This window comes from Actinoplanes sp. NPDC048796, assembly GCF_040650035.1.
Classification (GTDB): Bacteria; Actinomycetota; Actinomycetes; order Mycobacteriales; family Micromonosporaceae; genus Actinoplanes.
The window spans coordinates 331433-353292 of sequence record NZ_JBEZGO010000008.1 but is presented as its reverse complement, the minus strand read 5'-3'; the positions used below and the strand labels follow the sequence as shown (position 1 = coordinate 353292).

Sequence of the window (21860 nt, the reverse complement as noted above, 5' to 3'; positions counted from 1 at the left end):
GTGTTCATGTCGGTTGCCTCACACGGGCCCGCGCCGCCCACCGGCCGTCCTCGTGGGCCACGCTGATCGGGTGGCCGAAGGCGGCCGAGACGTGCTCGGTCGTGATGGTGGCCGCGGCCGAGCCGGCGGCGACCACGCTGCCGCCGCGCAGCAGCAGGGCGTGGCTGGTCGCGGTCGGCAGTTCCTCGAGGTGGTGGGTGACCACGACCGAGGCGAGCTCGGGCCGCACCGCGAAGAGCACGTCCAGGGTCTCGAGAAGTTGCTCGCGGGCGGCCACGTCGAGGCCGGTCGACGGCTCGTCGAGCAGCAGCAGGCGCGGCTGGGCGACCAGCGCCCGGGCGATCAGGGCCCGGCCGCGCTCGCCCTGCGACAGGGTCGGCCAGCGTTCCCCGGCGACCCCGGCCAGGCCCAGGTCGGCGATCAGCCCGTCGGCCCGGGCCTGTTCGGAGGGGCTGGGGCGCCACCGGTTGGGCGATTCGACCGAGCCGGTGAGGCCGGTCAGCACGACCTCGCGCGCGGTCAGCGGGGAGCGCAGCGGGTGGCGCGGGTCGACGTGCCCGATGCCGCGGCGCAGGGTCTGCAGGTCCACGCGGCCGAGCCGGTGGCCGAGGATCTCCACCGTGCCCGAGGTCGGGTGGGTCTGCGCGCCGCAGAAGCCGAGGATCGTGCTCTTGCCGGCGCCGTTCGGGCCGAGAAGCGCCCAGTGCTCGCCGGCGCGGACCGTCAGGTCGATCCCGTGCAGGATCTCCTTGCCCTGCCGGCGGAACCGCACCTCCCGCAACTTCACGATGTCGATCACGCCTGAACGCTACTCACCGGCGTGGGCGGCCGGCCGGGCGGCCGCCGCGCGGGCGCTCGTTGTCCGGGCCGGCCATCGAGCGGCGCAGCGACTGCAGGGCGTAGAAGGCGCGCGACTTGACCGTGCCGACCGGCACGCCCAGGCGCTGGGCGGTCTCCCGGGTGGAGCGGCCCTCGAAGTAGAGCTCGGTGAGGATGCGCTGGTGCATCAGGCTCAGCGAGCCGAGCGCCGAGCGCAGCGACTCCATCGCCACCACCATCTCGGTGATGTCGTCCATGCCGGCTGACGGGAACGCGTCGACCAGTTCGACGCCGACCGGGCGGACCCGGGTGCGGCGGATGGCGTCGATGCCGACGTTGCGGGCCACGATGAACAGCCAGCGCCGGGCGTGCTCGGGTTCGGCCGGCAGGTCGTCCAGGTGCCGCCAGACCCGGATCATCGTCTCCTGCAGGAGGTCCTCCGCGCTCTGCCGGCTCGCGGCGGTGAATCCGTTCAGATAGCCGAGCAGGACCTGACCGTACTCGCGGTGAATGTCACCGAGCCGCTGCGCCGGTGTTGCCGCTTCCATGATCGTCGATGCCACGTCAAGCCCCCAATGCGATTGATTGCCTCGGTATCCACCGTCGCTGTCCAGGGGGCCCGGGCGAACCCGTGCGGCACCCTGGTCGGCGTACTGGTGGCCCCGGGGTGTGCCCCGGTGCCCCGGGCCACAGGGAGTGGGCTTGCGGGTCCATTTTCGCGGCGTCACGGTTGCGCCATGAATCACCACTACCTGCTCGGCCGCTCCGGACTCCGCGTCAGCCGCCTGGCCCGCTGTCGACGCGGACCGCGCGGCCGCCGGCCTGATCGCCGGCGTCCAGGGCGGCGTCCTGCTGCTGAGCAACACCGGCCGTACGGACTATCTCGGATCCGCCCTCGACCTCGGGGTCGACGCCCTCAGGCGGGCCGCCTGAACGTCCCGTACCACTGAAGCCGGGCCAGCTCCCGCGCGACAGCGCCGTCCTCCTCGGGCGCGCCGGCGGCGACCTGGTGGGCGATGGCCTGCATCCCGCCGTAGATCATGAGCCGGCTCGCCGCGGCCGGCTCGAGGCCGGCCGTCGTGCGCCCGGCCGCCTGCTCGGCCGCGAGAAGCCGGGCGGCCAGCCCGGCGAACTGGTCGAGCTGACCGGCCCACGCGTCACGCACGGCCTCGTCGTACGCCGTCACCTCGAGCACGGCGGCCAGGGCGGCCGGCCGCTCGCGATAGAACCTGATCACCTCGGCCATCGTGCGCTCGAACGCCGCCAGCGCGTCCGGCGCAGCCGGATCCCACTTCTCCATGATCGCGAAAGCCGCGCCCGCGAGGCCACCGGCCAGACTCAGGGCGAGCTCGCTCTTGTCGCGGAAGTGCAGGTAGAACGTCGAGCGCGCCACCCCGGCCTCGGCCGCGATGCGCTGCACCCCGAGCTCGGTGAAGGTCGCTCCGCCGGCCAGCAGCCGCTCGGTGGCGGCCACGATCCGCGCCTGCACGGCGGCGCGCCGGCCGGGCCCGCCCGAGGGGCGGCGTGTGGTGGACGGCATAACCCGATCCTAGATCGCCGGATGTACGGTTCTCCGCGTCGGACACCGTGTCCGACACAGTGTCTCCGAAAGAGGACCCCATGACGACGGTGATGCTCGTCCACGGCGCCTGGCACCAGCCCAGCACCTGGCGCGAACTCGAGGAAGAGCTGCGCGGGCGGGGGTACGAGACGGTGACGCCGGCCCTGCCCAGCGCCGGCGCCGACCCCACCGGCGACGCGCACGACGACGCGGCCGTCATCCGCGCGGCGCTCGACGCGATCGACGGCGAGGTCGTCGTCGTGGCGCACTCCTACGGGGGCATCCCGGTCACCGAGGCCGCGGCCGGCGTCGAGCGTGTCATCTACCTGGCGGCCTTCGTGCCCGACGTGGGCGAGTCGATGTACACGATGCTCGGCATGCCCCAGCCGGCCGACAGCTCGGGGCTCTTCCCGCTGCCCGAGGACCCCCGGAACGCCCTCTACGCCGACGTCGCGGACGCGGACGCGGCCGTGGCGGATCTCGTCGGCCAGACCCACGCGTCGTTCGCCACCCAGGTCACCCGGGCGGTCTGGCACGACGTCCCGTCCACCTACGTCGTCACGGACCTCGACCGCTCACTCTCGGTCGAGGTGCAGAAAGAGCTCGCCAAGCGGGCACAGGACGTACGCCACCTGGCGAGCTCACACTCGCCGCACCTGTCGATGCCCGCCGAGCTGGCGAAGCTCATCGACGAGATCGTCAGTGCGGACTGACCTTGAGCTGGGTGTCGTCGAACCACGCGGCCTCGCGGAGGGTGGCCAGCAACCGCTCGCGCCCGGCCGCGTCCTGACGATCGATGAACAGGATGCCGTCGAGGTGGTCGGTCTCGTGCTGGACGCAGCGCGCCAGCAGACCCGTCCCCACGATCTGCACCGGGTCACCGTGCTCGGTGAAGCCCTTGGCCGCCACGTTCATGCGGCGCTTGGTGTCGAGGTAGACGCCGGGGATCGACAGGCAGCCCTCGGGGCCGTCCTGTTCCTCCTCGTCGGGAAACTCGAGCACCGGGTTGATCAGGTGGTCGAGTCCGGCGTCGTTGCCCGGCAGGTCGGGGTTGATGGCGAAGACGCGCAGTCCCACCCCGATCTGCGGTGCGGCCAGGCCGGCGCCGCGCGAGCCGGCCAGGGTCTCGTTGAGGTCGCGGACGAGCTTGCGCAGCTCGGCGTCGAAACTGGTGACGGGGTCGGCGACCCGGCGCAGCACCGGATCGCCGACCTTCCGAATGGACACAACGGTCATGGAAGAAACGTACCTCTGTCCTGCAGAGGTCATTCGGGAAAGTACTTGCCAAGCAGGAAAGTACTGGCCGATACTTCAAGCCATGGATCCCATCGACGCCGAACTCGCCTTGGCCGAGGTCCGCATCCGCCGCGACCAGGTCGTCACCTCCACCCTGGTCCCCACCTGGTTCTGGCCCACCGTCGGCGCCCTCATGCTGCTGTTCGTGGCCGCCGTCGAGAGCGGGGTCCCATGGCTGATCGCCACCGGTTCGGCCCTCTACGGCGCCGGCCTGTCCGCCGTCATCGGCGTGGTCGCCTTCCGCTCCCGCGTCCAGGTCCGCAACGCCCTCCTGGGCCCACGCGGCGCTCTCGCCATCGCCGGGTTCGCCCTCACCCTGGTCGCCCTCGGCCTCGGCCTGGCCTTCACCCTCCAGGCTCTGGGCCTCCCCCACCCGGCCACGATCGCCGCGGTTCCGGTAGCCCTGGGCATGACCTTCGGCGGCCCGCGCCTGATGGCGTACCTGCGCCGCCTCATGCTCTCCCGCCCACTGGCCGGCGCCCGGTGACCGGCGTCGAGCCGCGCTTCGACGACCTCATCCACGCGCCCACCCGTCTGGCCCTGGTGAGCCTGCTGACCGCCGCCGAGTGGGCCGACTTCAAGTTCCTCCGCGAGCAGACCGGCCTCTCCGACTCGGCCTTGTCGAAGCAACTGACCACATTGGAGGACGCGGGCTACATCGACATCCGCAAGTCCTTCGTCGGCAAACGCCCGCGCACCTCAGCCCGCCTGACCCCGACCGGCCGCGAGGCGTTCGCCGCCCATGTCGCGGCTCTGCAGGAGATCGTCTCGCGGGCGGGACTCGAGATAACCCCTTAGCGGGTGTTTTCGAGGGGTGCAGCTCGGGCTTGTCGCATGGTGCGGCGTTGCTGTCGCGCGACGGCCGCCCGGCGGCCATCCCGCAGCGCGGAAGATCACCGTGGACACACCCAACAAAAACAGTCACCTGGAGGTACGCCTTCTCGGCCCCCCAACCGCACTGTGGCCAACCCGGGGGCGCGGCGCGACCTCACCGCCGGTTGAGGCCGTGGGGCGTCTTTCGCGTGTATCGGTGGTTTGGGAAGACCGGTCGTCACGCCGTGATCGGCAGCGTGGCGGCGATCGGCCATGCCACCAGCAGCGAGCCGGCCAGCGCGATCGCCCAGCTGGGGGCGACCAGGCGGTTGAGCAGGGCGCTCCAGCCCGCCTGCAGTACCAGCAGCACGGCCAGCAGGGGGACGACCAGCAGAAGGAACCCGTTGGTCAGGCCCAGGACCGCCGCCGCGGTGAGGGCGGCGACCGTGGCCGCCGCGACCGCGAGGACGCCGAGCGTACTGCCCCGGGTGAGGCGCTCGGCGGCGTAGGACAGCAGAGCGAAACCCGCCCACACCACCGGCAGCAGCCACCACCGGGCGCCGGCCGGCCAGACGTTCGTGAAGCCCAGCTGCAGCGGGATGACGATCGTCGCCGCCGCGTAGAGCACGAGCGCCACCGCCGCGAGCACGCTTCCCCGTGGCGTCGCCGGGCCTCGGCGCGCCACGATGAGCAGGAGCGCGCCGAGCAGGAACGTGAAGGCGACCGCGTAGTCGCCCGAGTCGAGCGGGAACCACGACGTCGGCAGCACGGCCGCCACCAGGGCCGCCACGACCGCGCCGCCCGCGATGGGCAGCAGCAGGATCGGCCGGAAGCGAGCCCGCGGGGTTGAGCCGCGGAAGAGCAGGCGCGCCAGCGGATACAGGCCTACCAGGAACCCGGCGAACAGCAGGCCGGCGCCCGCCATCCGGTGCAGCGGCGACGGGATCGCCGCCCGTGTGATCGGACCGCCGAAGTGCTGGTCCAGCCAGTCGATGGTCTCCCGGTGCGTCCGGGGCGCGTACAGGATGGAGATGTGTTCCACGCCGGGGATCGTCACGGCCCGGCTGTCCGCGATCCGCGCGGCCGCCTCGGTGGCTGTCGTGCGGAAGCCCGGAAACTCGTTCCCGCCGACCAGCAACAGCAGATTCTTTGGTTGCCCGTCGGGTACCGCGGGCAGCGAGATGGCCGTGGTGGTCACGATTTCCGGATGTGCGGCCGCGTATTCGGTGACCGCCGACGCGCCCATCGAGTGACCCACCAACGCGATCCGCGCGCCGTCCACGTCGGGCAGCCCGCGCAGGTGGGTCACCGCCACCTCGAGTTCCCGCTGCAGGGCCGCGTTACCGGTCCGCGCCGCCGAGTTGGCTCCGTGGCCGGCGAAGTCGAGCAGGACCACCACGTATCCGCGGGCGGCCAGCGTGTCCGCGAACGGCATCATCAGCTTCGCCGACCCCGCGTACCCGTGGGCGACGACCACGCCGGGCCGCCGCTCCCCCGGTTTCAGGCCGGCCGGATGCGTCTCGTACAGCGGCACCCCCTCGACCACCTCCCGTCCCGGCGTCGCCGCACCACCGGCCGACGCCACCAGTCCCAGCCCGGTGGCGCCCAGGACCGCCGCGATCAACGCCACCATCAACATCCGCCTGCCTGAAAGCACAAGCGACGGTATCGATCCTCGCCCCTCGCGCACACTCCCGGAAACGTGCCGTCGGATTTTTTCATCAATGAGTCCAACTATTGCGGTCCTATGAAGTCGCACGTCATGATGACCGTCGATCCGGTTCCCCATCCCCGTCCCCGGATCGCCGGGAGTCCCCATGCCGCTCACTCGTCGTGCCCTCTTGTCGGCGGCCGCCGCCGGCTCCGCCGCCACGCTGCTCACCGACCTCAGCCCCGCGCTCGCCGCCTCCCCCGCCGGCGACGTCGTCGGGAAGATCAGCGTCGGCTATCAGGGCTGGTTCTCCTGTCCGGGCGACGGCGCGCCGATCGGCGGCTGGTGGCACTGGAGCCGCGACCGTTTCCAGCCGCCGTCACCCAGCAACACCACGATCGTGTCCTGGCCCGACCTCCGGGACTTCACCCAGACGTACCCGACGGCCTATCCCCCTCTGGGGAACGGCAGCCCGGCGGCGCTGTTCTCCTCGTACGACCAGCAGACCGTCGACACCCACTTCGCGTGGATGCGCACCTACGGCATCGACACCGCGGCCCTGCAACGGTTCAACCCGGTCGGCGACGAGGGCCCCACCCGCGACGCCATGGCCCGCAAGGTGCGCGCGGCGGCCGAGGCGACCGGCCGCAAGTTCTACATCATGTACGACGTCACCGGCTGGACGAACATGCAGTCCGAGCTCAAGACGGACTGGACCACCAAGATGTCCGCGCACACCGCCTCCCCGGCCTACGCGCGGCAGAACGGCAAGCCGGTCGTCTGCGTCTGGGGTTTTGGCTTCGACGACGACGGCCGCCCGTTCACCCCGGCCGCCTGCCTCGACGTGGTCAACTGGCTCAAGGCCCAGGGCCTGTACGTGATCGGCGGCGTGCCCACCTACTGGCGTGAGGGCAAGAACGACAGCCGCACCGGCTTCCTCGACGTCTACCACGCGTTCCACATGCTGTCGCCGTGGATGGTCGGCCGCACCGGCACCCTCGACGGCCTCGACTGGTTCCTGGCCAACGTGAACACCGGCGACCAGGCCGACTGCAACGCCCACGGCATCGACTACCAGCCGTGCGTGCTGCCCGGCGACCTCTCCTCGGGCCACCGCCGGCACGGCGACTTCTACTGGCGCAGCATCTACAACATGGTGCGCCTGGGCGCCCAGGGCCTGTACGTGTCGATGTTCGACGAGTTCAACGAAGGCAACCAGATCGCCAAGACCGCCGAGACGGCCGCCTCCGTGCCGGCCGGTTCGGGGATCCGCGCGCTGGACGAGGACGGCACCTTCTGCTCGTCCGACTACTACCTGCGCATCACCACCGACGGCGGCCGCATGCTCAAGGGCCAGCTCGCCCTCACCGCCGTACGGCCGACCACGCCGACGCTGACCACCCCACCGCAACCCACCGGCGACCTCGCCGCCGGCAAGGCGGTGAACGCCAGCAGCACCAACGGTTCCTTCGCGGCCGCCAACGCCGTCGACGGCAGCGCCGCCACCTATTGGGAGAGCGGCGGCGCGTTCCCGCAATGGTTCGAAGTGGACCTGGGCGCCGCCTACGCCGTCACCCGCGTGGTGCTGCGCCTGCCGGCCGGCTGGGAACGCCGCACCCAGACCATCGCCGTCCCGGGCGGCGCGGCCACCACGTACACCTTCGATCCGGCGTCCGGAAACGCCGTCACCATCACGCTGTCCGGCGCCGCGGTCCGCAACCTCCGGCTCACCTTCAGCGGCAACTCCGGCTGGCCGGCGGCGCAGATCTCCCAATTGCAGGTGTACGCCGACAGCACGCCCCCGCCCGCGACCGACGTCGCCCGCGGGCGCGCGACCACGGCAAGCGCCTCCGTGCAGAACTACGCCTCCGGCCACGCGGTCGACGGCGACGCCGGCACGTACTGGGAGAGCGCCAACAACGCTTTCCCGCAATGGATCCAGGTCGACCTGGGCGCCGCGACGACAGTTTCCCGCGTCGTCCTCAAGCTGCCGCCGTCCTGGGGCGCCCGCACCCAGACCGTGGCCCTCTCGGACGGCTCGACGACCCTGTCCGCCGCCGCCCCGCGCGTCTTCGATCCCGCCTCGGGCAACACGGTGTCCATCACGTGCCCGCCCACTCAGGCCCGCTCGGTCCGCGCGACTTTCACCGGCAACACCGGGTGGCCCGCCGGCCAGCTGTCGGCCTTGGAGGTCTATTCCTCCTGAGCCGCGTTCTTGAGACGGTCCAGGGCACCCGTCCAGTACGCCTCGTACCGCGCCACCCACGGCGCCATGGCCCGCGACATCGCCTCGCCGTCGATGGCATAGAACTGATGGCGTCCCTGCCGGGTGGCGGTCACCAGACCCGCCGCCCGCAGGGCCATCAGATGCTTGGAGATGCCGGAGGTGACCAGCCCCGGGAAGTGGGCCGCGAGCTCGCTGACGCTCAACGTCCCGTGCTCGGCGAGCAGATCGAGGATGCGGCGCCGGGTCGGGTCGGCCATCGCCCGGAACAGTTCCTCCTCAGACACCGCCGCCCACCGCCGCCGACAGGCGCCGCAACACCTGATGCTTGTCGGCGCCACGCTCGTACGCCTCAAGCGTCCCCTGCCAGTCGGCCTTGCCGATCCCCGCGAACCCGTCGTGCACCAGATCGACCCGCGTCCCGTTCGGCACCGCCTCCAGCGCGACGACGAGCCGGCCCGGATGCGCCCAGCCCGCCCCTTCCTCGAGCCAGGACAGGACCAGCCGCCCCTCGGGGACCAGCTCGAGCACCACTCCGCTGATCCAGGTCTCCCCGTCCCCGCCCGGCATCCGGTAGGCCCCGCCGACCCGCAGGTCGATCTGCACCTCGGGCGAGAGCCACTCGCGCAGGCCGTCCGCTGTGGACAGCAGTCGCCACACCGCGCTCGGCGGACGCGAGATCTCGATGGAACGCACGACTTCCGGCATGTCAGCTCCTTCGTCTTACCGTCTGGTAATGCATTACCGTACGGTAAGACATCCACCGCATGCAACGCCTTCGCGCTCACCGCCCTCGAAGCGTCCTCAGGACTGGGGTGCGCGGCCGGGAGGCTGAAGCACGCAGAACTCGTTGCCGTCCGGATCGGCGAGCACGTGCCAGGTCCAGCCGTCCTCCCGAACCGGGTCGTCCGTGACGCGGCGGGCGCCGAGCGCCACCACTCTGGCCGTTTCCGCGGCGAAGTCGGGTACGCGCAGGTCCAGATGCACTCGGTTCTTGGCGACCTTGGACTCGGCCACCCGCTGGAGCAGCACCTCGGGGCCGGGGCCGTCCAGGGGCGTCAGCGACCGGTACCGGCCGGACGAGTTGGGCTCGGCCCGGTACCCGAGAACGCCGCACCAGAACGTGGCCGACCGATCGAGGTCGGAACAGTCGACAACCACCACCAGCTCCATCTCCAGCAGGCTAGTCCTGGAAGGCGACCAGATGCCGTTCGCGGGCTCGGGTCAGATGCCGGCGCATCGCCTCCTCGGCGGCGTCGGGGTCGGCGCTGTCGATGGCCGCGGCGATCCGCTGATGCTCGTCGTTGGTGACGGCCGTCTGGGCGTACGGGAAATAACGCCTGTGCAAATGCAGGTGGGCGTGCAGCCTGGTGATGCTCTCGCGCAGCAGAGGGCTGCCCGAGGCCTCCGCCACGAGGTCGTGCAGGCGGGCGTCGAGGGCCGTGAACGCCGCGTGCCACTTGCGGTCGTCGCCCGGCTCGATGGTTCTCGCCGCCTCGGCGACCAGCGCGGAGCGCTGCTCCGGCGTCGCCCGGGAGGCGGCCCAGCGGGCGGCCGCGCACTCCAGCAGCAGCCGCAGGTCGAACATGTCGGTGAACTCGGCGCGGGTCAGCAGCGGGCTCACCGTGTAGCCGGCCAGGGGGCGCTTGCGGACCAGGCCCTCGGACTCCAGGCGGGCCAGCGCCTCTCGCACGGGCGTGGGTGAGACCTCGAGGTCGCGGGCCAGCGCGTCGATGTTGACCCGGTCGCCGGGCTTCATGACGTGCTCGAGGACGGCCGAGCGGAGCGAGTCGTAGACATCGTCGCCGAGAGTCGAGCGCTTGAGCCTTGGCAGCGTCACGGGAATATCCTATAGGATCTACGAAACCGCGTGCGAGCCGGTCGCGAGCGATTAGGGAGCCCCCGTGCCCGTCATCACCCACGCCGAGGCGTACCTCATCGACATCCCGGTCGAGACGTTACGTACCGACGCCCTTCAGACGTTCCTGGCGCAGGAGACCGTGTTCGTCGAGATCCGCACCGACGACGGCGGCGAGGGCACCGGCTACACGTACACGATCGGCACCGGCGGCACCGCCGTGCTCGCGCTGCTGCGCGACTATCTGCTGCCCCGGCTGCCCGGGCAGGACCCGCGGCGCGTGGAGGCGGTGTGGCGCGACCTGTTCCTGCACACGAAGGCGACCACCGTCGGCGCCATCACGTCCCTGGCGCTGGCCGCTGTCGACACCGCGCTGTGGGACCTGCGGTGCCGGGAGGCCGGGCAGCCGCTGTGGGTGCTGGCCGGCGGGGCCAAGGACCGCATTCCGCTGTACGACACCGAGGGCGGCTGGCTCCAGCTCACCACCGAGGAGCTGGTATCCGGCGCGCTCACCAGTAAGAAGGCGGGGTGGCCGGGCATCAAGATGAAGGTGGGCCGGTCACCCCGCGAGGACGCCGAGCGGGTCGGGGCCGTGCGGGCCGCGGTCGGCGACGACTTCGATGTCATGCTCGATGCCAACCAGGCGCTGACCGCGAGCGACGCCATCCGCCGGGCCAAGCTGCTGGAGCCGTACGACCCGTACTGGTTCGAGGAGCCACTGCCGGCCGAGGACGTCGCCGGGCACGAGGCCCTGTCCGGCAACACGACGATCCCGGTCGCGGTCGGTGAGTCCCTGTACGCGCCCGGCCAGTTCGCCGAGTACGTGCGCCGCGGCGCGGCCGGCGTCATCCAGGTCGACGTGGCCCGGATCGGCGGCATCACGCCGTGGCTGAAGGTGGCGCACCTGGCCGAGGCGGCGAACATCGTGGTCTGCCCGCACTTCCTGATGGAGTTGCACATCAGCCTGTGCTGCGCGGTGCCGAACAGCCGCTACCTCGAGCACATCCCACAGTTGCGGGCCATCACCCGCGACGAGATCGCCGTCGAGGACGGTAACGCCCTGGCCCCGTCGGCGCCCGGGCTCGGCATCGCCTGGGACCGCGACGCGATCGACGACCGGAGGAAGCGATGAACCCGATCGAACGGATCCCCATCGGCAGCACCGGGGTCGAGGTGACCCGGCTGGGACTCGGGCTGGCGCCGATCGGCGGTCTCTACTCGCCGGTGAGCGCGGAGCAGGCGTACGCGACCGTCGAACGCGGCTGGGATCTGGGGATCCGCTACTTCGACGTGGCGCCGCTCTACGGCAACGGGCTGACCGAGTCGCGAGCCGGTCACGTGCTCTCCCGCAAGAAGCGGTCCGACTTCGCGCTGTCCACGAAGGTCGGCCGGCTGCTGCGACCGGGCGGCGGAGAGGATCAGGGCATCTGGGCCGAGGCGGCCGACGTCTCCCCGGTGTTCGACTTCAGCGCCTCGGGAGTTGTGACGTCGTACGAGGAAAGCCTGGCCCGTCTCGGCCTGGACAGCGCCGACATCGTGCATCTGCACGACCCGGACGACCACTGGGCGGCGGCGTCGGCGGAAGCCCTGCCACAGCTGGTGAAGATGCGGGCGGAGGGCCGGATCGGCGCCGTGTCGGCCGGCATGAACCAGGCCGCGATGCTGGCCGGCTTCGTCCGCACCGGGCAGCTCGACAGCGTGCTGCTGGCCGGCCGGTACACGCTGCTGGACCGCTCCGGCGCCGATGAGCTGCTGCCGCTCTGCCTCTCCCGTGGCGTGTCGGTCATCGCGGCCGGCGTCTTCAACTCGGGACTGCTGGCCGACCCTTCCCCGGACGCCACGTTCGACTACGCGCCGGTGGATCGGGAGACCCTGGACCGGGCCCTCGCGATGCAGCGGATCTGCGCCGGGTACCGGGTTCCGCTGCGCGCGGCCGCTCTGCAGTTCCCGTTCCGTCATCCGGCCATCACCTGCGTGCTCGTGGGCGTCCGTTCGCCGGACGAGGTCGAGGACGCGGTGAAGATGGCGACCCTGCCCATCCCGGAGGCGCTGTGGAAGGACCTCGACGCGTGATCATCGACGCCCACCACCACCTCTGGACCGCCGACTACGCCTGGCTCCAGGACCCGTCGCTGGCCCGGATCCGCCGCGACTACACGGTGGACGATCTGCGGGCGGCGCTCGCGACCGCCGGCGTCGACCGGACCGTGCTGGTCGAGGCCGGCCGGGGCGACGACGCCGAGACCACGGCGTTCCTGGCGATCGCCGACGCGACGCCGGAGATCGCGGGCGTCGTCGGCTGGGCCTCGCTCGCCTCGCCGCGGCTGGCCGCGACCATCGAAAGCCACCGGGCCGGCACCGGCGGGCACCTCCTGGCCGGCATCCGCGACCAGGTGCAGGGCCACGGACCGGAACACCTCGACGGGCTGCACGCCGGGCTGGCCGCGGTCGCCGCCGCCGGCCTGGTGAACGAACTGGTCGTCACCGCCGACCAGCTGCCGTCGGTGGCCCGGGCCGCGGCCGCCTTCCCGGACTCGGTGTTCGTCCTCGACCACCTGGGCAAGCCCGCCATCGCGACCGGCGGGCTCGCCGCCTGGCGCGACCTCATCGCGCCCGTGGCCGCGTGCCCGAACGTCGTGGCCAAGCTCTCCGGCCTGGTCACCGAGGCGGACCACCGGAACTGGACGGCCGGCGACCTCGGACCGTACGTGGAGACCGCCGTCGCCCTGTTCGGCACGGACCGGCTGATGTTCGGCTCGGACTGGCCGGTCTGCGAGCTGGCCGCCACCTACGCCGAGGTGAGGGCCGCCCTGGTGGAAATCCTCGGCGGGACGCCCGAGGACGTCTTCGGCGGCACCGCCGTCCGCACCTACCGCTTGGAGCACCAGCTGTGAAGATCGCCGCAATCGAGACGTACGACGTACGATTCCCCACCTCGCGCGAGTTGGACGGCTCCGACGCGATGAACCCCGACCCCGACTACTCGGCCGCCTACGTGGTGCTGCGCACCGAATCGGGCGCCGAAGGCTACGGGTTCACCTTCACCATCGGCCGCGGCAACGAGGTGGTCCGGGCCGCGATCGACGCCCTGGCCCCGTTCGTGGTCGGGCAGGACGCGAGCGACCTCGGTGAGTTCTCCCGCCGGCTGACCCACGACTCGCAGATCCGCTGGCTCGGCCCGGAGAAGGGCGTCACCAGCCTGGCCACGGCCGCCCTCGTCAACGCGGCCTGGGACCTGGCCGCGCGGGCCGCCGGCCTTCCGCTGTGGCGTTACCTGGCCTCGCTGGAACCGGCGCGGATCGTCGACATGGTCGACTGGCGCTACCTCAGCGACGCCCTCACCCCCGCCGAAGCGCTGTCCATTCTCCAGAACGCCCGCGAGGGCCGGGACGACCGCATCGCCTACCTGCAGCGACACGGCTACCCCGCCTACACGACCTCCCCCGGCTGGCTCGGCTACGACGACGCCAAACTCGAACGCCTGGCCCGGGAGGCCGTAGCGGACGGCTACCAGCAGATCAAACTGAAGGTGGGCGCCGACCTCGCCGACGACGTACGGCGGATGCGGCTGGCCCGCTCGGTCGTGGGCGACGGCATCCGCATCGCGGTCGACGCCAACCAGCGCTGGGACGTGGCCGAGGCGATCGACTGGATGGCCGCGCTGGCCCCGTACGACCCGTGGTGGATCGAGGAGCCGACCAGCCCCGACGACATCCTCGGGCACGCGGCGATCCGGCGCGGCGCCGGCGTGCCGGTGGCCACCGGCGAACACGTGCAGAACCGCATCGTCTTCAAACAGCTGCTGCAGGCCGAGGCGGTCGACTTCGTGCAGATCGACGCCTGCCGGGTGGCCGGCGTCAACGAGAACCTGGCCATCCTGTTGCTGGCGGCCAAGTTCGGCAAGCCGGTCTGCCCGCACGCCGGCGGCGTCGGCCTCTGCGAGGTCGTCCAGCACCTGTCGATGTTCGACTTCGTGGCCGTCTCGGGCCGCCTCGACAACCGGGTCATCGAGTACGTCGACCACCTCCACGAGCACTTCACCGACCCGGTGGTCATCCGCGACGGCGCCTACCAGGCCCCGTCCGCGCCGGGCTTCTCCGCGCGGATGCTCCCGTCGTCGATCGCCCGGTACTCGTTCCCCGACGGGCCCGAGTGGGCCTGAGCCATGACGCCCTTCGCCCTGCTGTTCGTGTCGTTCCTGGTGACGTTCGTGGCGACGCGCGCCATCACCCGGATGATCCGGGCCGGGGTGGGGCCGTTCCGCAACAACGTCTCGGGCGGCGTCCACATCCATCACGCGGTGCCCGGCATCGTCCTGACGCTGGCCAGCGCCTACCTGTCGGTGGCGGTGGGCGGGCGCCGGCCGTGGGCTGACGTGGCGGCCGTGCTCATCGGGTCCGGGTCGTCGCTGATCCTCGACGAGTTCGCGCTGATCCTGCACCTGCAGGACGTGTACTGGTCGCCGGAGGGGCAACTGTCCGTGCGGATCGTGGCGCTGACGCTGAGCGTGCTCGGCCTGGTGCTGCTCGGCTTGAACCCGCTCGCCGGCGGCACCGGCCACCTGGCGGTGGTGCCGGCGGCGCTCGTGCACGTCGGGGCGCTGCTCATCTGCGTACGCAAGGGAAAGTATTCGACAGCGGTCCTGGGCGCCTTCCTGCCCCCGGTGGCCTGGATCGGCGCCGTCCGCCTGGCCCGCCCCACCTCGGCCTGGTCCCGCAAACGCTACGACGCGGCCCGCCGCGCCCGCGCCCAGGCCCGCGCCGACGGCCTGGACGCCCGCTTCGGCCACTGGGGCCTCGGCCTCGCCGACCTGGTCGCCGGCCGCCCCTCGGCCCCTAACCCACCAGCAACGCCGTCAGCGGCCCCCGAACATCGGCCGGGTGAAGGTTGAGCGACGCAGGGCCGCTTCGGCGCGCTCTCACCCGCCTCGACGTGGCCACCGGGCAGCACCGCGTAGTGGTGCCCGGGACAGTTCGGCCCTTGCCACCCGGCGTCCGCACACATGGGACAGTCGTCGTCGAGCCGCAGAAACCTTTTGATGACCAGCACCCGGCGCCCGTCGAGAACCACCGCGACCGCCCGGGGAACCCGCTCGCTCTTGTCCCGCACGCGGCCGACCTTACCGTCGCGTCCGATCCCCGCCAGACCCCACCGCACGCGTCGGCCAGGCTGGGGTCATGGACGAAAAAGTGGCACTCGTGACGGGCGGCGGCCGCGGGATCGGCGCCGCCGTGGCACTGCGGCTGGCCGAGGACGGTGCCGACATCGCGTTGACATACCACCATGATCAGGACAGTGCCGAAGCCGTGGCCGACCGTATCAAGGCCGTGGGACGGCGGGCCCTCGCCCTGCGAGCGGACAGCGCCGATCCCACAGCGGTGATCGGCGCCGTCGATCGGGCAGCCGGCGAGCTGGGGCGGCTCGACATCCTCGTCAACAACGCGGGCGCCTTCCGGCTGGGCCCGCTCGAAGAGCTGACCCCGGACGACCTCGAACAGACCATCGCGGTCAACATCCGGGCCCCGTTCCTGGCCTGCCAGGCGGCGGCCCGCCACCTGCCGCCCGGCGGCCGCGTCATCAACATCGGCAGCAACATGGCCGAACGCGCCGTCTTCCCCGGCTTCTCCCTCTACGCCATGAGCAAGACGGCCCTGACCGGCCTCACCAAGTCCCTCGGCCGCGAACTCGGCGGCCGCGCCATCACCGTCAACCTGGTCAACCCCGGCCCCACCGACACCGACCTCAACCCGGCCGGCGGCCCGAACGCCGCCGCCGTCACCGCTCTGACCGCCGTCGGCCACTACGCCACCCCACCCGACGTGGCCGCCGCAGTGGCCTTCCTGGCCAGCCCCGAGGCTCGTTACATCACCGGCGCCACCCTCAACGTCGACGGCGGCTTCACCGCCTGACCAGCCCGTCCCATGTCCGTGCGGCTGCGGAGGGAACGCCATCGCCGGAGGGGTCGCGGTGAGCTCGGCCGAGGTCGCCGCGGTCAGCGAACGCCTCGGCGACCACACCGAGCGGCCGGGCAGGCGCTCCTGGCCACTCGGGCGGGAAAGGCCGACGCCCAAGCAGGCATGCTCGGTCTCCCCCGCATCGGCGCGTTCGGTGGCGGGAACGGCACCACATCAGAGGCGGCGGTCAGGGCAGCAGCGGCGGGCCGACGATCTGGACGCCGTGGGTGGCGGCCAGGCGGGTCAGTTCGGCCGGGGTCGGGGGTGGGGTGATGGCGCCGACCTCGGCCACGAAGCGGTCGAAGCCGGCCGGTGTGTGCAGGGTCAGGAAGCGGGCCTGCGGGGACGTCACCACGAAGCCGTGGGCGAGGCCGCGAGGGAGCAGGGCCAGGCCGCCCGCCCCGACGTGGTGAACGTCGGGGCCGACCTCGACGCGGAGCGTGCCCTCCAGGACCAGGAAGGTCTCCTCGTCGGCCTCGTGCAGGTGCAGCGGGGACATGTAGCCGCGCTCGCCGTTGTGTTCGAGGACGGCGAAGCCGCCGTCGGTGTCGGCCCAGGTCGCCCGCATGCTGATCAGGCCGCCGAGGAAGTTCACGGCCTCGCGGGTCTGCGGGTCGGTCACGACGGGCTTGGCGAAAGAGCCGGTTACGTAGGTCATGTCACCAGCGAACCTGTCCGGAGGGGCAGACGTCCAAGTCCGATTCGCGATCGGGCCATGCCGCGCCGGCATCGGCGCGGGTAGCTTCGGCGGGGTGACCTCAGACCTCGAACCCCGGCTGCTGCGGTCCTTCCTCGCGGTGGCCGCGGAGGGGCATTTCGGGCGCGCTTCGCAGCGGCTGCGCCTTGCTCAACCCGCCCTCAGCCGCCAGATCCAGCAATTGGAACGCCAGTTGGGGGTCCTTCTCTTCGACCGTACGCCGGCCGGCGCCACCCTGACCGCGGCCGGGCGGGCCGTGGTGCCGGAGGCCGAGCGGGCCCTCGCCCAGAACGAGCGGGTGGTGCGGACGGCGCGGGCGGCCGCCGTCGCCGGGAGCCGGAGCATCACGGTCGCCGCTCCCCTGCCGAGCCCGCCGGGCGGCCTGCTCGCCGAGGCGATCCGGCGGTTGAAGACGGCCCGGCCCGAGGTACGGGTCGTGGTGGTGGACGTGGACGACGACAAGCAGAGCGCCGCGCTGGCCGCCGGCACGATCGACGCGGCGCTCAGCTGGGGGCCGCCGGATTCGGCTGAGGTACGGGGTGAGGTTCTCGCCGACGAGCCGTCGGTGGCCGCGGTCGCGGCCGGGCACCCGTACGCGGAACGCGATCTGATCCCGCTCGGCGCGCTCGCCGGTGATCCGCTGTTGTTCCCGGTGCGGGAGCGGGCGCACTGCTGGGCCAAGCTCGACGCCGCCGCCCGGGCCGCCCTGGTCGAGCTGAGCCCGGTGCCGACCGCGCCGGCCGCCGTGCCCGATCTGGTCGCCGACGGCCTCGGCGTCTCGGTGGTGCCCGCCTCGTTCCGGCTGGGCCGCTACCCGGATCTGCGGTTCGTGCCGGTGCCGGGCGTGAGCGGGCGGATGAGCGTGCTGTGGCGCCGTGACGAGAGCGACCCGGCGGTCCTCGACTTCGTCGACGGCTGCCGGGCCGCGGCCCGTGTCCTGACCGGCCGGCACCCGGAGGTGTGGCGGGCTCAGATGTCGATGAGCACCCGCCCGGCGGCCTGACCGGCGGCCGTCTCGACGGCGGCCGCGGCCTCGGCCAGCGGGAACCGCGTGACCGGCAGCCCGGCCCCGGCGCCGGCCCGCAGCCGGTGCGCGGCCACGGCCGCGCTCACCGACGCCACCGCCTCGTCCCGCTGCTCCTCCGTCATGGACCCGGCCGCGGCCACGTCCACGACGATGTCCGGCGGCTCGGAAAGCCCGCCGCCGCCATCCGGTTCCGGAAGACGGACGTGGTCGGCGCCGGCGGCCCGCGCCAGCTCCGCCTCGGCCGGGGAGGCGACGGTGACCACGACGTGCGCCCCCGCCCACGAGGCGAGCTGGATGGCGGCGTTCTCCACCGCCCCGGCCGCCCCCGGCACCAGGACCACCCGGCCGGTGAGCGCTCCCGGCACCAGCCGCCGCGGCTCGTCGCCGGCCATGGTGAGCGCCCGGTGGGCGGTCAGCGCCGGAACACCGAGCGAGGCGCCCACGTCGAACGAGACGCCCGGGGGCAGCGGCACGACGTGGCGGCGTGGCAGGACCACGTACTCCTGTGCTGTCCCCTGCGCGCCCCAGACCCAGACGAGGTCACCCACCGCCGGCCCGGGCACGTCCGGGCCGACCGCGTCGACCACGCCCGCGCCGTCCTGCCCGGGCACGCCGGTGGTCCGCCCCGAGCCGGCGTCCGCCGGGATCACACCCACGACGTGCATCCGGACCCGGATCTCCCCGGCCCCTGGCATGGGAACGTCCCGTTCCACTACTGATCGCATGCTGAGATGCTTCCCCGCCCGGCGGCCGTTCGACCGGTGGGCGAGACGGAGGTCACGAGGGCCAGGCGGAGTTCTCGATCACGTCCACGAAGTCGATGTGCCGGTAGCCGGGGACGCGGTGTTCGAGGACGTCGCCGTTCACCGTGCCGAACGTGGTGTCCGGCCGGTGGCGGAAGCCCTCGGCGAAGGCGTCGACGATGGCCTTCTTGAAGCCCGGTCGCGGATGGGCCTCGACCACCGCCCGTACGGCCGCCGGGTCGAGCTCGCCCAGCCCGAGGCCCAGCACGTCGGTCTCCACGCCCGCGGTGACCAGGGCGACCTCCGGCTCCAGCCGGTACGGGATCTCGGGCGTGGTGTGCAGCGCCACCGCTTCCCAGACGACGCGGGCCTCGTCCGGCCCGATGCCGTGGGCGAGCAGGAACCGGCGGGCCTCGTCGGCGCCGTCCATCTCGAAACGCTGGTCGTCGCGCCGGTAGCGCGGGGTCAGGCCGAGGTCGTGGAACAGCGCGCCCACGTACAGCAACTCGGGTCGGGCCTGAAGCCCGAGCCGGATCCCCCGCAGCGACCCGAACAGGAAGACCCGGTGGGAGTGGTGGAAGAGCAGGTCGTCGGCGGCCTCGCGGACCAGCGCGGTGGCCTCGCGGGCGAGCGGGGAGTCGGGAATGGCGATTCCGGCGATGTTCATGTGCCCACTCTCACGCGGGGCACGGCCGCGCCGCCGTGTCCTTCCTGCCATGCTTGCCTCGGATCGGGACATGGGAGGCCGCATCGTGCACAGGGTCGTCGCGCTCGTCTTCGACGGCATGAAGATGCTCGACCTGGCCGGGCCGCTGGAGGTGTTCGCCGAGGCCGGCGGCTATGAGCTCGAGGTGCGCTCGCCCGACGGGCGTGACGTGGTGAGCTCGACGGGCGTGCGCGTGCCGGTCGACGGTCCCGCCCACGAGGCGAGGGACGTCGGCACCGCGCTCATCGTCGGCGGCGACGCCCTGCCCGTGACGCCGATCCCGCAACCGCTGATCGATGCCGCCCGGCTGCTCTCGGAAAGGGCGGGAAGAACGGCTTCCGTGTGTACGGGGGCCTTCCTGCTCGCGGCGGCGGGTCTGCTCGACGGCCGCCGCGCGACCACGCACTGGCGTCACGCGCGGCTGCTCGGCGCCGCCTATCCGGGCATCGCCGTCGAGCCGGACGCCCTGTTCGTCGCCGACGGCGCCGTCTACACCTCGGCCGGGGTCTCGGCCGGCATCGACCTGGCCCTCGCCCTGGTCGAGCGGGACAACGGCGAGCAGACCGCCCGTACGGTCGCGCGGGAACTGGTCGTCTTCCTCCAGCGCCCCGGCGGCCAGTCCCAGTTCTCGCCCTCGCTGGCGCTGCCCCGCCCGACCACCCCGAAACTGCGGGAGCTGACCGACGCCGTCGCCGCCGACCCGGCCGGCGACCACGCAATCCCCGTCCTGGCCGCGAGAATCAGTGTCAGCCGGCGTCACCTGTCCCGGCTGTTCCGCGGCGAGCTCGGCACCAGCCCGGCCCGGTACGTCGAGTCGGTCCGGGTCGACGCCGCCCTGCGCCTGCTCACCGAGGGCCATTCCGTGACGGCCACCGCCCGGCGCACCGGCATCGGCAGCCCGGAGACGTTGCGGCGGGCCGTCATCGGCCGGATCGGCGTCTCGCCGCGCGCCTATCAACAGCGGTTCCGGTACGGTCGGCGCATGCCGGCGGAACTGCGGCCAGCCCGCGACGAGGACGTTCCCACGATCGCCCGGATCTGGGAATCGGGGTGGCGCGACGGGCACCGGGGTCACGTGCCCGAGGAGCTGATTCCGGTACGTACCGGCGAGTCCTTCCGCACCCGCGCCGCCGCGATGGTCTCCCGGACGACGGTGGCGGTGGCCGACGGCGCCACAGTGGGCTTCGTGACCGTGGACGGCGACGAGGTCGAGCAGGTCTACGTGGCCGCGGCCAGTCGCGGCAGCGGCGTGGCGGCCGACCTCCTCGACGAGGCGGAGCGGCAGGTCGCCGCGGGCGGCCACGCGACGGCCTGGCTCGCCGTGGTGGCCGGCAACGCGCGGGCCCGGCGCTTCTACGAGCGGCGCGGCTGGGCCGACGACGGCCCCTTCACCTACCAGGCCAGGTACCCGGGCGGCACGATCGGCGTGCCCTGCCACCGCTACGTCAAGCCGACTCCGTCCTCGGCCGGGCCCACGTCGTAGGGTCGGTTCATGCTCGAGCTGCCCGGTCCCGTCGTCGTCGCGCCGATGGCGGGCGGGCCCACCACGGCGGACCTGGTCGTCGCGGCCGGGAAGGCCGGCGCACTCGGCTTCCTGGCCGCCGGATACAAGACGCCGGAGGCGGTCGAGGCGGAGTTGCGGGCCGTACGCCGCGCCGAAGTCCCGTACGGCCTCAATATCTTCGTTCCGACGCCGTCACCCGCGGACGCGGAACCGATCCGGCGCTACCGGGAGACGCTGGCGGCCGAGGCGGCCCGCTACGGGGTGGAGCTGCCGCCGCCGCGCCTCGCCGATGACGACCATTTCGGCGCCAAGCTGGCCCTCGCCGAGCGGTACGCGGTGCCGTTCGTCAGCTTCACGTTCGGGGTTCCGCCAACCGGGGCGATCGCCGCGCTACGGGACGCCGGGTCCCGGGTGCTGATCACGGTGACCGATCGCGACGAGGCCGCCCGCGCGCTGGCCGGCGAACCGGACGCGCTGATCGCCCAGGCCGGGACGGCCGGCGGGCACGCCTCCACCACCGATCCGGCCGCTTATCTCGGGCACACCACGGCGCCCGAGGTGCTGGCCGACGTGCTCGGGGTGAGCTCGCTGCCGGTCGTCGCGGCCGGTGGCACCGGCTCGGCGGCCGACGTGGCGGCCCTGCTCTCGGCCGGGGCGGCCGCGGTTCAGGCCGGCACCTTCTTCCTGCTGGCCGACGAGGCCGGCACCCGCCCGGCCCAGCGGGCGGCCATGCTCTCCGGCGACTACCGGGAGACGGCCGTGACCAGGGCGTTCACCGGCCACCCGGCCCGGGGGCTGCGTAATCGGTTCATCGACACCTACTCCGAGGTGGCGCCGATCGGCTATCCGGCCGTCCATCACCTCACCGCCCCGATCCGCGCCGCCGCCGCGGCGGCCGGTGACGCGGCGGCCTTGAACCTGTGGGCGGGCACCGGATTCGCGGCCGCCCACCCGGGCCCGGTCGCGGAGCTGATCAGAGCGCTCACGCCGTAGCCGGGTCGCCCGGA

At 72.6% G+C, this 21860-nt stretch carries 25 protein-coding genes; 13 read left to right on the top strand and 12 right to left on the bottom strand.

From position 1 onward, the window contains the following. Positions 1-4: 4 nt before the first annotated feature. From AB0C26_RS30975 to AB0C26_RS30965, 3 genes are all read right to left on the bottom strand, one after another. Positions 5-799, bottom strand: a complete 795-nt coding sequence (locus AB0C26_RS30975) for an ATP-binding cassette domain-containing protein (protein ID WP_360254658.1) — start codon at positions 797-799, stop codon at positions 5-7. A gap of 13 nt (positions 800-812) precedes the next feature. Next, a complete protein-coding gene (locus AB0C26_RS30970; protein ID WP_360254656.1) occupies positions 813-1382 on the bottom strand; it encodes a sigma-70 family RNA polymerase sigma factor in 570 nt (189 codons plus the stop codon). Positions 1383-1735: 353 nt separating this feature from the next. Next, a complete protein-coding gene (locus AB0C26_RS30965; RefSeq protein ID WP_360254654.1) occupies positions 1736-2359 on the bottom strand; it encodes a helix-turn-helix domain-containing protein in 624 nt (207 codons plus the stop codon). Between the two features lie 80 nt (positions 2360-2439). Between AB0C26_RS30965 and AB0C26_RS30960 the strand changes: the two genes are divergently transcribed. Next, positions 2440-3093 carry an alpha/beta hydrolase gene (locus AB0C26_RS30960; RefSeq protein ID WP_360254652.1) on the top strand — a complete coding sequence of 218 codons (654 nt, stop codon included), beginning with the start codon at positions 2440-2442 and terminating at the stop codon, positions 3091-3093. Here AB0C26_RS30960 and def read toward each other — a convergent pair. Further along, entirely contained in the window at positions 3080-3616 is a 537-nt protein-coding gene (def, locus tag AB0C26_RS30955; RefSeq protein WP_360254650.1) for a peptide deformylase, read from the bottom strand. The genes AB0C26_RS30960 and def overlap by 14 nt on opposite strands. 82 nt (positions 3617-3698) lie before the next feature. On the opposite strand from def, the gene AB0C26_RS30950 reads away from it, so the two are divergent. Together AB0C26_RS30950 and AB0C26_RS30945 are read left to right on the top strand one after the other, a co-directional pair. Then, a complete protein-coding gene (locus AB0C26_RS30950; protein ID WP_360254648.1) occupies positions 3699-4163 on the top strand; it encodes a hypothetical protein in 465 nt (154 codons plus the stop codon). Beyond that, positions 4160-4474, top strand: a complete 315-nt coding sequence (locus tag AB0C26_RS30945) for a transcriptional regulator (protein WP_360254646.1) — start codon at positions 4160-4162, stop codon at positions 4472-4474. Before AB0C26_RS30950 ends, AB0C26_RS30945 begins: the two co-directional genes overlap by 4 nt. 253 nt (positions 4475-4727) lie before the next feature. On the opposite strand, the gene AB0C26_RS30940 is transcribed toward AB0C26_RS30945, so the two are convergent. Further along, complete coding sequence (locus tag AB0C26_RS30940) at positions 4728-6122, bottom strand: alpha/beta fold hydrolase (RefSeq protein ID WP_360254644.1); 1395 nt, start codon at positions 6120-6122, stop codon at positions 4728-4730. Positions 6123-6306: 184 nt separating this feature from the next. Between AB0C26_RS30940 and AB0C26_RS30935 the strand changes: the two genes are divergently transcribed. After that, positions 6307-8346: a discoidin domain-containing protein gene (locus tag AB0C26_RS30935; RefSeq protein WP_360254642.1), complete on the top strand. Its 2040-nt coding sequence runs from the start codon at positions 6307-6309 to the stop codon at positions 8344-8346. Here AB0C26_RS30935 and AB0C26_RS30930 read toward each other — a convergent pair. The 4 genes from AB0C26_RS30930 to AB0C26_RS30915 form a co-directional block, all read right to left on the bottom strand. Beyond that, complete coding sequence (locus tag AB0C26_RS30930) at positions 8334-8651, bottom strand: metalloregulator ArsR/SmtB family transcription factor (RefSeq protein WP_360254640.1); 318 nt, start codon at positions 8649-8651, stop codon at positions 8334-8336. The two genes, AB0C26_RS30935 and AB0C26_RS30930, sit on opposite strands and share 13 nt — an antisense overlap. Next, complete coding sequence (locus AB0C26_RS30925) at positions 8644-9072, bottom strand: SRPBCC domain-containing protein (protein ID WP_360254638.1); 429 nt, start codon at positions 9070-9072, stop codon at positions 8644-8646. Before AB0C26_RS30925 ends, AB0C26_RS30930 begins: the two co-directional genes overlap by 8 nt. Before the next feature lie 96 nt (positions 9073-9168). Further along, positions 9169-9537, bottom strand: a complete 369-nt coding sequence (locus AB0C26_RS30920) for a VOC family protein (RefSeq protein WP_360254636.1) — start codon at positions 9535-9537, stop codon at positions 9169-9171. A gap of 10 nt (positions 9538-9547) precedes the next feature. Next, entirely contained in the window at positions 9548-10204 is a 657-nt protein-coding gene (locus tag AB0C26_RS30915) for a GntR family transcriptional regulator (protein ID WP_360254634.1), read from the bottom strand. Positions 10205-10268: 64 nt separating this feature from the next. On the opposite strand from AB0C26_RS30915, the gene AB0C26_RS30910 reads away from it, so the two are divergent. From AB0C26_RS30910 to AB0C26_RS30885, 6 genes are all read left to right on the top strand, one after another. Further along, positions 10269-11354: a mandelate racemase/muconate lactonizing enzyme family protein gene (locus tag AB0C26_RS30910; protein WP_360254632.1), complete on the top strand. Its 1086-nt coding sequence runs from the start codon at positions 10269-10271 to the stop codon at positions 11352-11354. Beyond that, positions 11351-12295, top strand: coding sequence for an aldo/keto reductase (locus AB0C26_RS30905; protein ID WP_360254630.1), 945 nt, complete (start codon positions 11351-11353; stop codon positions 12293-12295). The genes AB0C26_RS30910 and AB0C26_RS30905 overlap by 4 nt, the downstream gene beginning before the upstream one ends. Continuing rightward, positions 12292-13116 carry an amidohydrolase family protein gene (locus tag AB0C26_RS30900; protein WP_360254628.1) on the top strand — a complete coding sequence of 275 codons (825 nt, stop codon included), beginning with the start codon at positions 12292-12294 and terminating at the stop codon, positions 13114-13116. The genes AB0C26_RS30905 and AB0C26_RS30900 overlap by 4 nt, the downstream gene beginning before the upstream one ends. Beyond that, positions 13113-14384, top strand: a complete 1272-nt coding sequence (locus AB0C26_RS30895) for an enolase C-terminal domain-like protein (protein ID WP_360254626.1) — start codon at positions 13113-13115, stop codon at positions 14382-14384. The genes AB0C26_RS30900 and AB0C26_RS30895 overlap by 4 nt, the downstream gene beginning before the upstream one ends. A 3-nt stretch (positions 14385-14387) precedes the next feature. After that, positions 14388-15113 (top strand): hypothetical protein, encoded by a 726-nt coding sequence (locus AB0C26_RS30890; RefSeq protein ID WP_360254624.1) that lies wholly within the window; start codon positions 14388-14390, stop codon positions 15111-15113. A 286-nt stretch (positions 15114-15399) separates the two neighbouring features. Beyond that, complete coding sequence (locus AB0C26_RS30885; protein WP_360254622.1) at positions 15400-16131, top strand: 3-oxoacyl-ACP reductase family protein; 732 nt, start codon at positions 15400-15402, stop codon at positions 16129-16131. A 232-nt stretch (positions 16132-16363) separates the two neighbouring features. On the opposite strand, the gene AB0C26_RS30880 is transcribed toward AB0C26_RS30885, so the two are convergent. Further along, positions 16364-16834: a cupin domain-containing protein gene (locus AB0C26_RS30880; RefSeq protein WP_360254620.1), complete on the bottom strand. Its 471-nt coding sequence runs from the start codon at positions 16832-16834 to the stop codon at positions 16364-16366. Between the two features lie 94 nt (positions 16835-16928). Between AB0C26_RS30880 and AB0C26_RS30875 the strand changes: the two genes are divergently transcribed. Next, positions 16929-17876: a LysR family transcriptional regulator gene (locus AB0C26_RS30875; RefSeq protein ID WP_360254618.1), complete on the top strand. Its 948-nt coding sequence runs from the start codon at positions 16929-16931 to the stop codon at positions 17874-17876. Here AB0C26_RS30875 and AB0C26_RS30870 read toward each other — a convergent pair. Beyond that, on the bottom strand, positions 17843-18625 hold the full coding sequence (locus AB0C26_RS30870) for an alcohol dehydrogenase catalytic domain-containing protein (RefSeq protein WP_360254616.1): 783 nt from the start codon (positions 18623-18625) through the stop codon (positions 17843-17845). The genes AB0C26_RS30875 and AB0C26_RS30870 overlap by 34 nt on opposite strands. 52 nt (positions 18626-18677) lie before the next feature. Then, positions 18678-19310, bottom strand: a complete 633-nt coding sequence (locus AB0C26_RS30865) for an HD domain-containing protein (protein ID WP_360254614.1) — start codon at positions 19308-19310, stop codon at positions 18678-18680. 85 nt (positions 19311-19395) lie between these two features. On the opposite strand from AB0C26_RS30865, the gene AB0C26_RS30860 reads away from it, so the two are divergent. Further along, positions 19396-20832 carry a GNAT family N-acetyltransferase gene (locus AB0C26_RS30860; RefSeq protein ID WP_360254612.1) on the top strand — a complete coding sequence of 479 codons (1437 nt, stop codon included), beginning with the start codon at positions 19396-19398 and terminating at the stop codon, positions 20830-20832. 9 nt (positions 20833-20841) lie between these two features. Further along, positions 20842-21846, top strand: coding sequence for a nitronate monooxygenase (locus AB0C26_RS30855; RefSeq protein WP_360254610.1), 1005 nt, complete (start codon positions 20842-20844; stop codon positions 21844-21846). Positions 21847-21860: the final 14 nt, after the last annotated feature.

What these genes read in the sequence shown, in the direction of transcription:
- AB0C26_RS30855 (WP_360254610.1), top strand. Translation starts at nt 20,842, where the DNA reads ATGCTCGAGCTGCCCGGTCCCGTCGTCGTCGCGCCGATGGCGGGCGGG.
- AB0C26_RS30870 (WP_360254616.1), bottom strand. Translation starts at nt 18,625, where the DNA reads ATGCGATCAGTAGTGGAACGGGACGTTCCCATGCCAGGGGCCGGGGAG.
- AB0C26_RS30880 (WP_360254620.1), bottom strand. Translation starts at nt 16,834, where the DNA reads ATGACCTACGTAACCGGCTCTTTCGCCAAGCCCGTCGTGACCGACCCG.
- AB0C26_RS30925 (WP_360254638.1), bottom strand. Translation starts at nt 9,072, where the DNA reads ATGCCGGAAGTCGTGCGTTCCATCGAGATCTCGCGTCCGCCGAGCGCG.
- AB0C26_RS30920 (WP_360254636.1), bottom strand. Translation starts at nt 9,537, where the DNA reads ATGGAGCTGGTGGTGGTTGTCGACTGTTCCGACCTCGATCGGTCGGCC.
- AB0C26_RS30905 (WP_360254630.1), top strand. Translation starts at nt 11,351, where the DNA reads ATGAACCCGATCGAACGGATCCCCATCGGCAGCACCGGGGTCGAGGTG.
- def (WP_360254650.1), bottom strand. Translation starts at nt 3,616, where the DNA reads ATGACCGTTGTGTCCATTCGGAAGGTCGGCGATCCGGTGCTGCGCCGG.
- AB0C26_RS30890 (WP_360254624.1), top strand. Translation starts at nt 14,388, where the DNA reads ATGACGCCCTTCGCCCTGCTGTTCGTGTCGTTCCTGGTGACGTTCGTG.
- AB0C26_RS30865 (WP_360254614.1), bottom strand. Translation starts at nt 19,310, where the DNA reads ATGAACATCGCCGGAATCGCCATTCCCGACTCCCCGCTCGCCCGCGAG.
- AB0C26_RS30960 (WP_360254652.1), top strand. Translation starts at nt 2,440, where the DNA reads ATGACGACGGTGATGCTCGTCCACGGCGCCTGGCACCAGCCCAGCACC.
- AB0C26_RS30965 (WP_360254654.1), bottom strand. Translation starts at nt 2,359, where the DNA reads ATGCCGTCCACCACACGCCGCCCCTCGGGCGGGCCCGGCCGGCGCGCC.
- AB0C26_RS30885 (WP_360254622.1), top strand. Translation starts at nt 15,400, where the DNA reads ATGGACGAAAAAGTGGCACTCGTGACGGGCGGCGGCCGCGGGATCGGC.
- AB0C26_RS30950 (WP_360254648.1), top strand. Translation starts at nt 3,699, where the DNA reads ATGGATCCCATCGACGCCGAACTCGCCTTGGCCGAGGTCCGCATCCGC.
- AB0C26_RS30935 (WP_360254642.1), top strand. Translation starts at nt 6,307, where the DNA reads ATGCCGCTCACTCGTCGTGCCCTCTTGTCGGCGGCCGCCGCCGGCTCC.
- AB0C26_RS30940 (WP_360254644.1), bottom strand. Translation starts at nt 6,122, where the DNA reads ATGGTGGCGTTGATCGCGGCGGTCCTGGGCGCCACCGGGCTGGGACTG.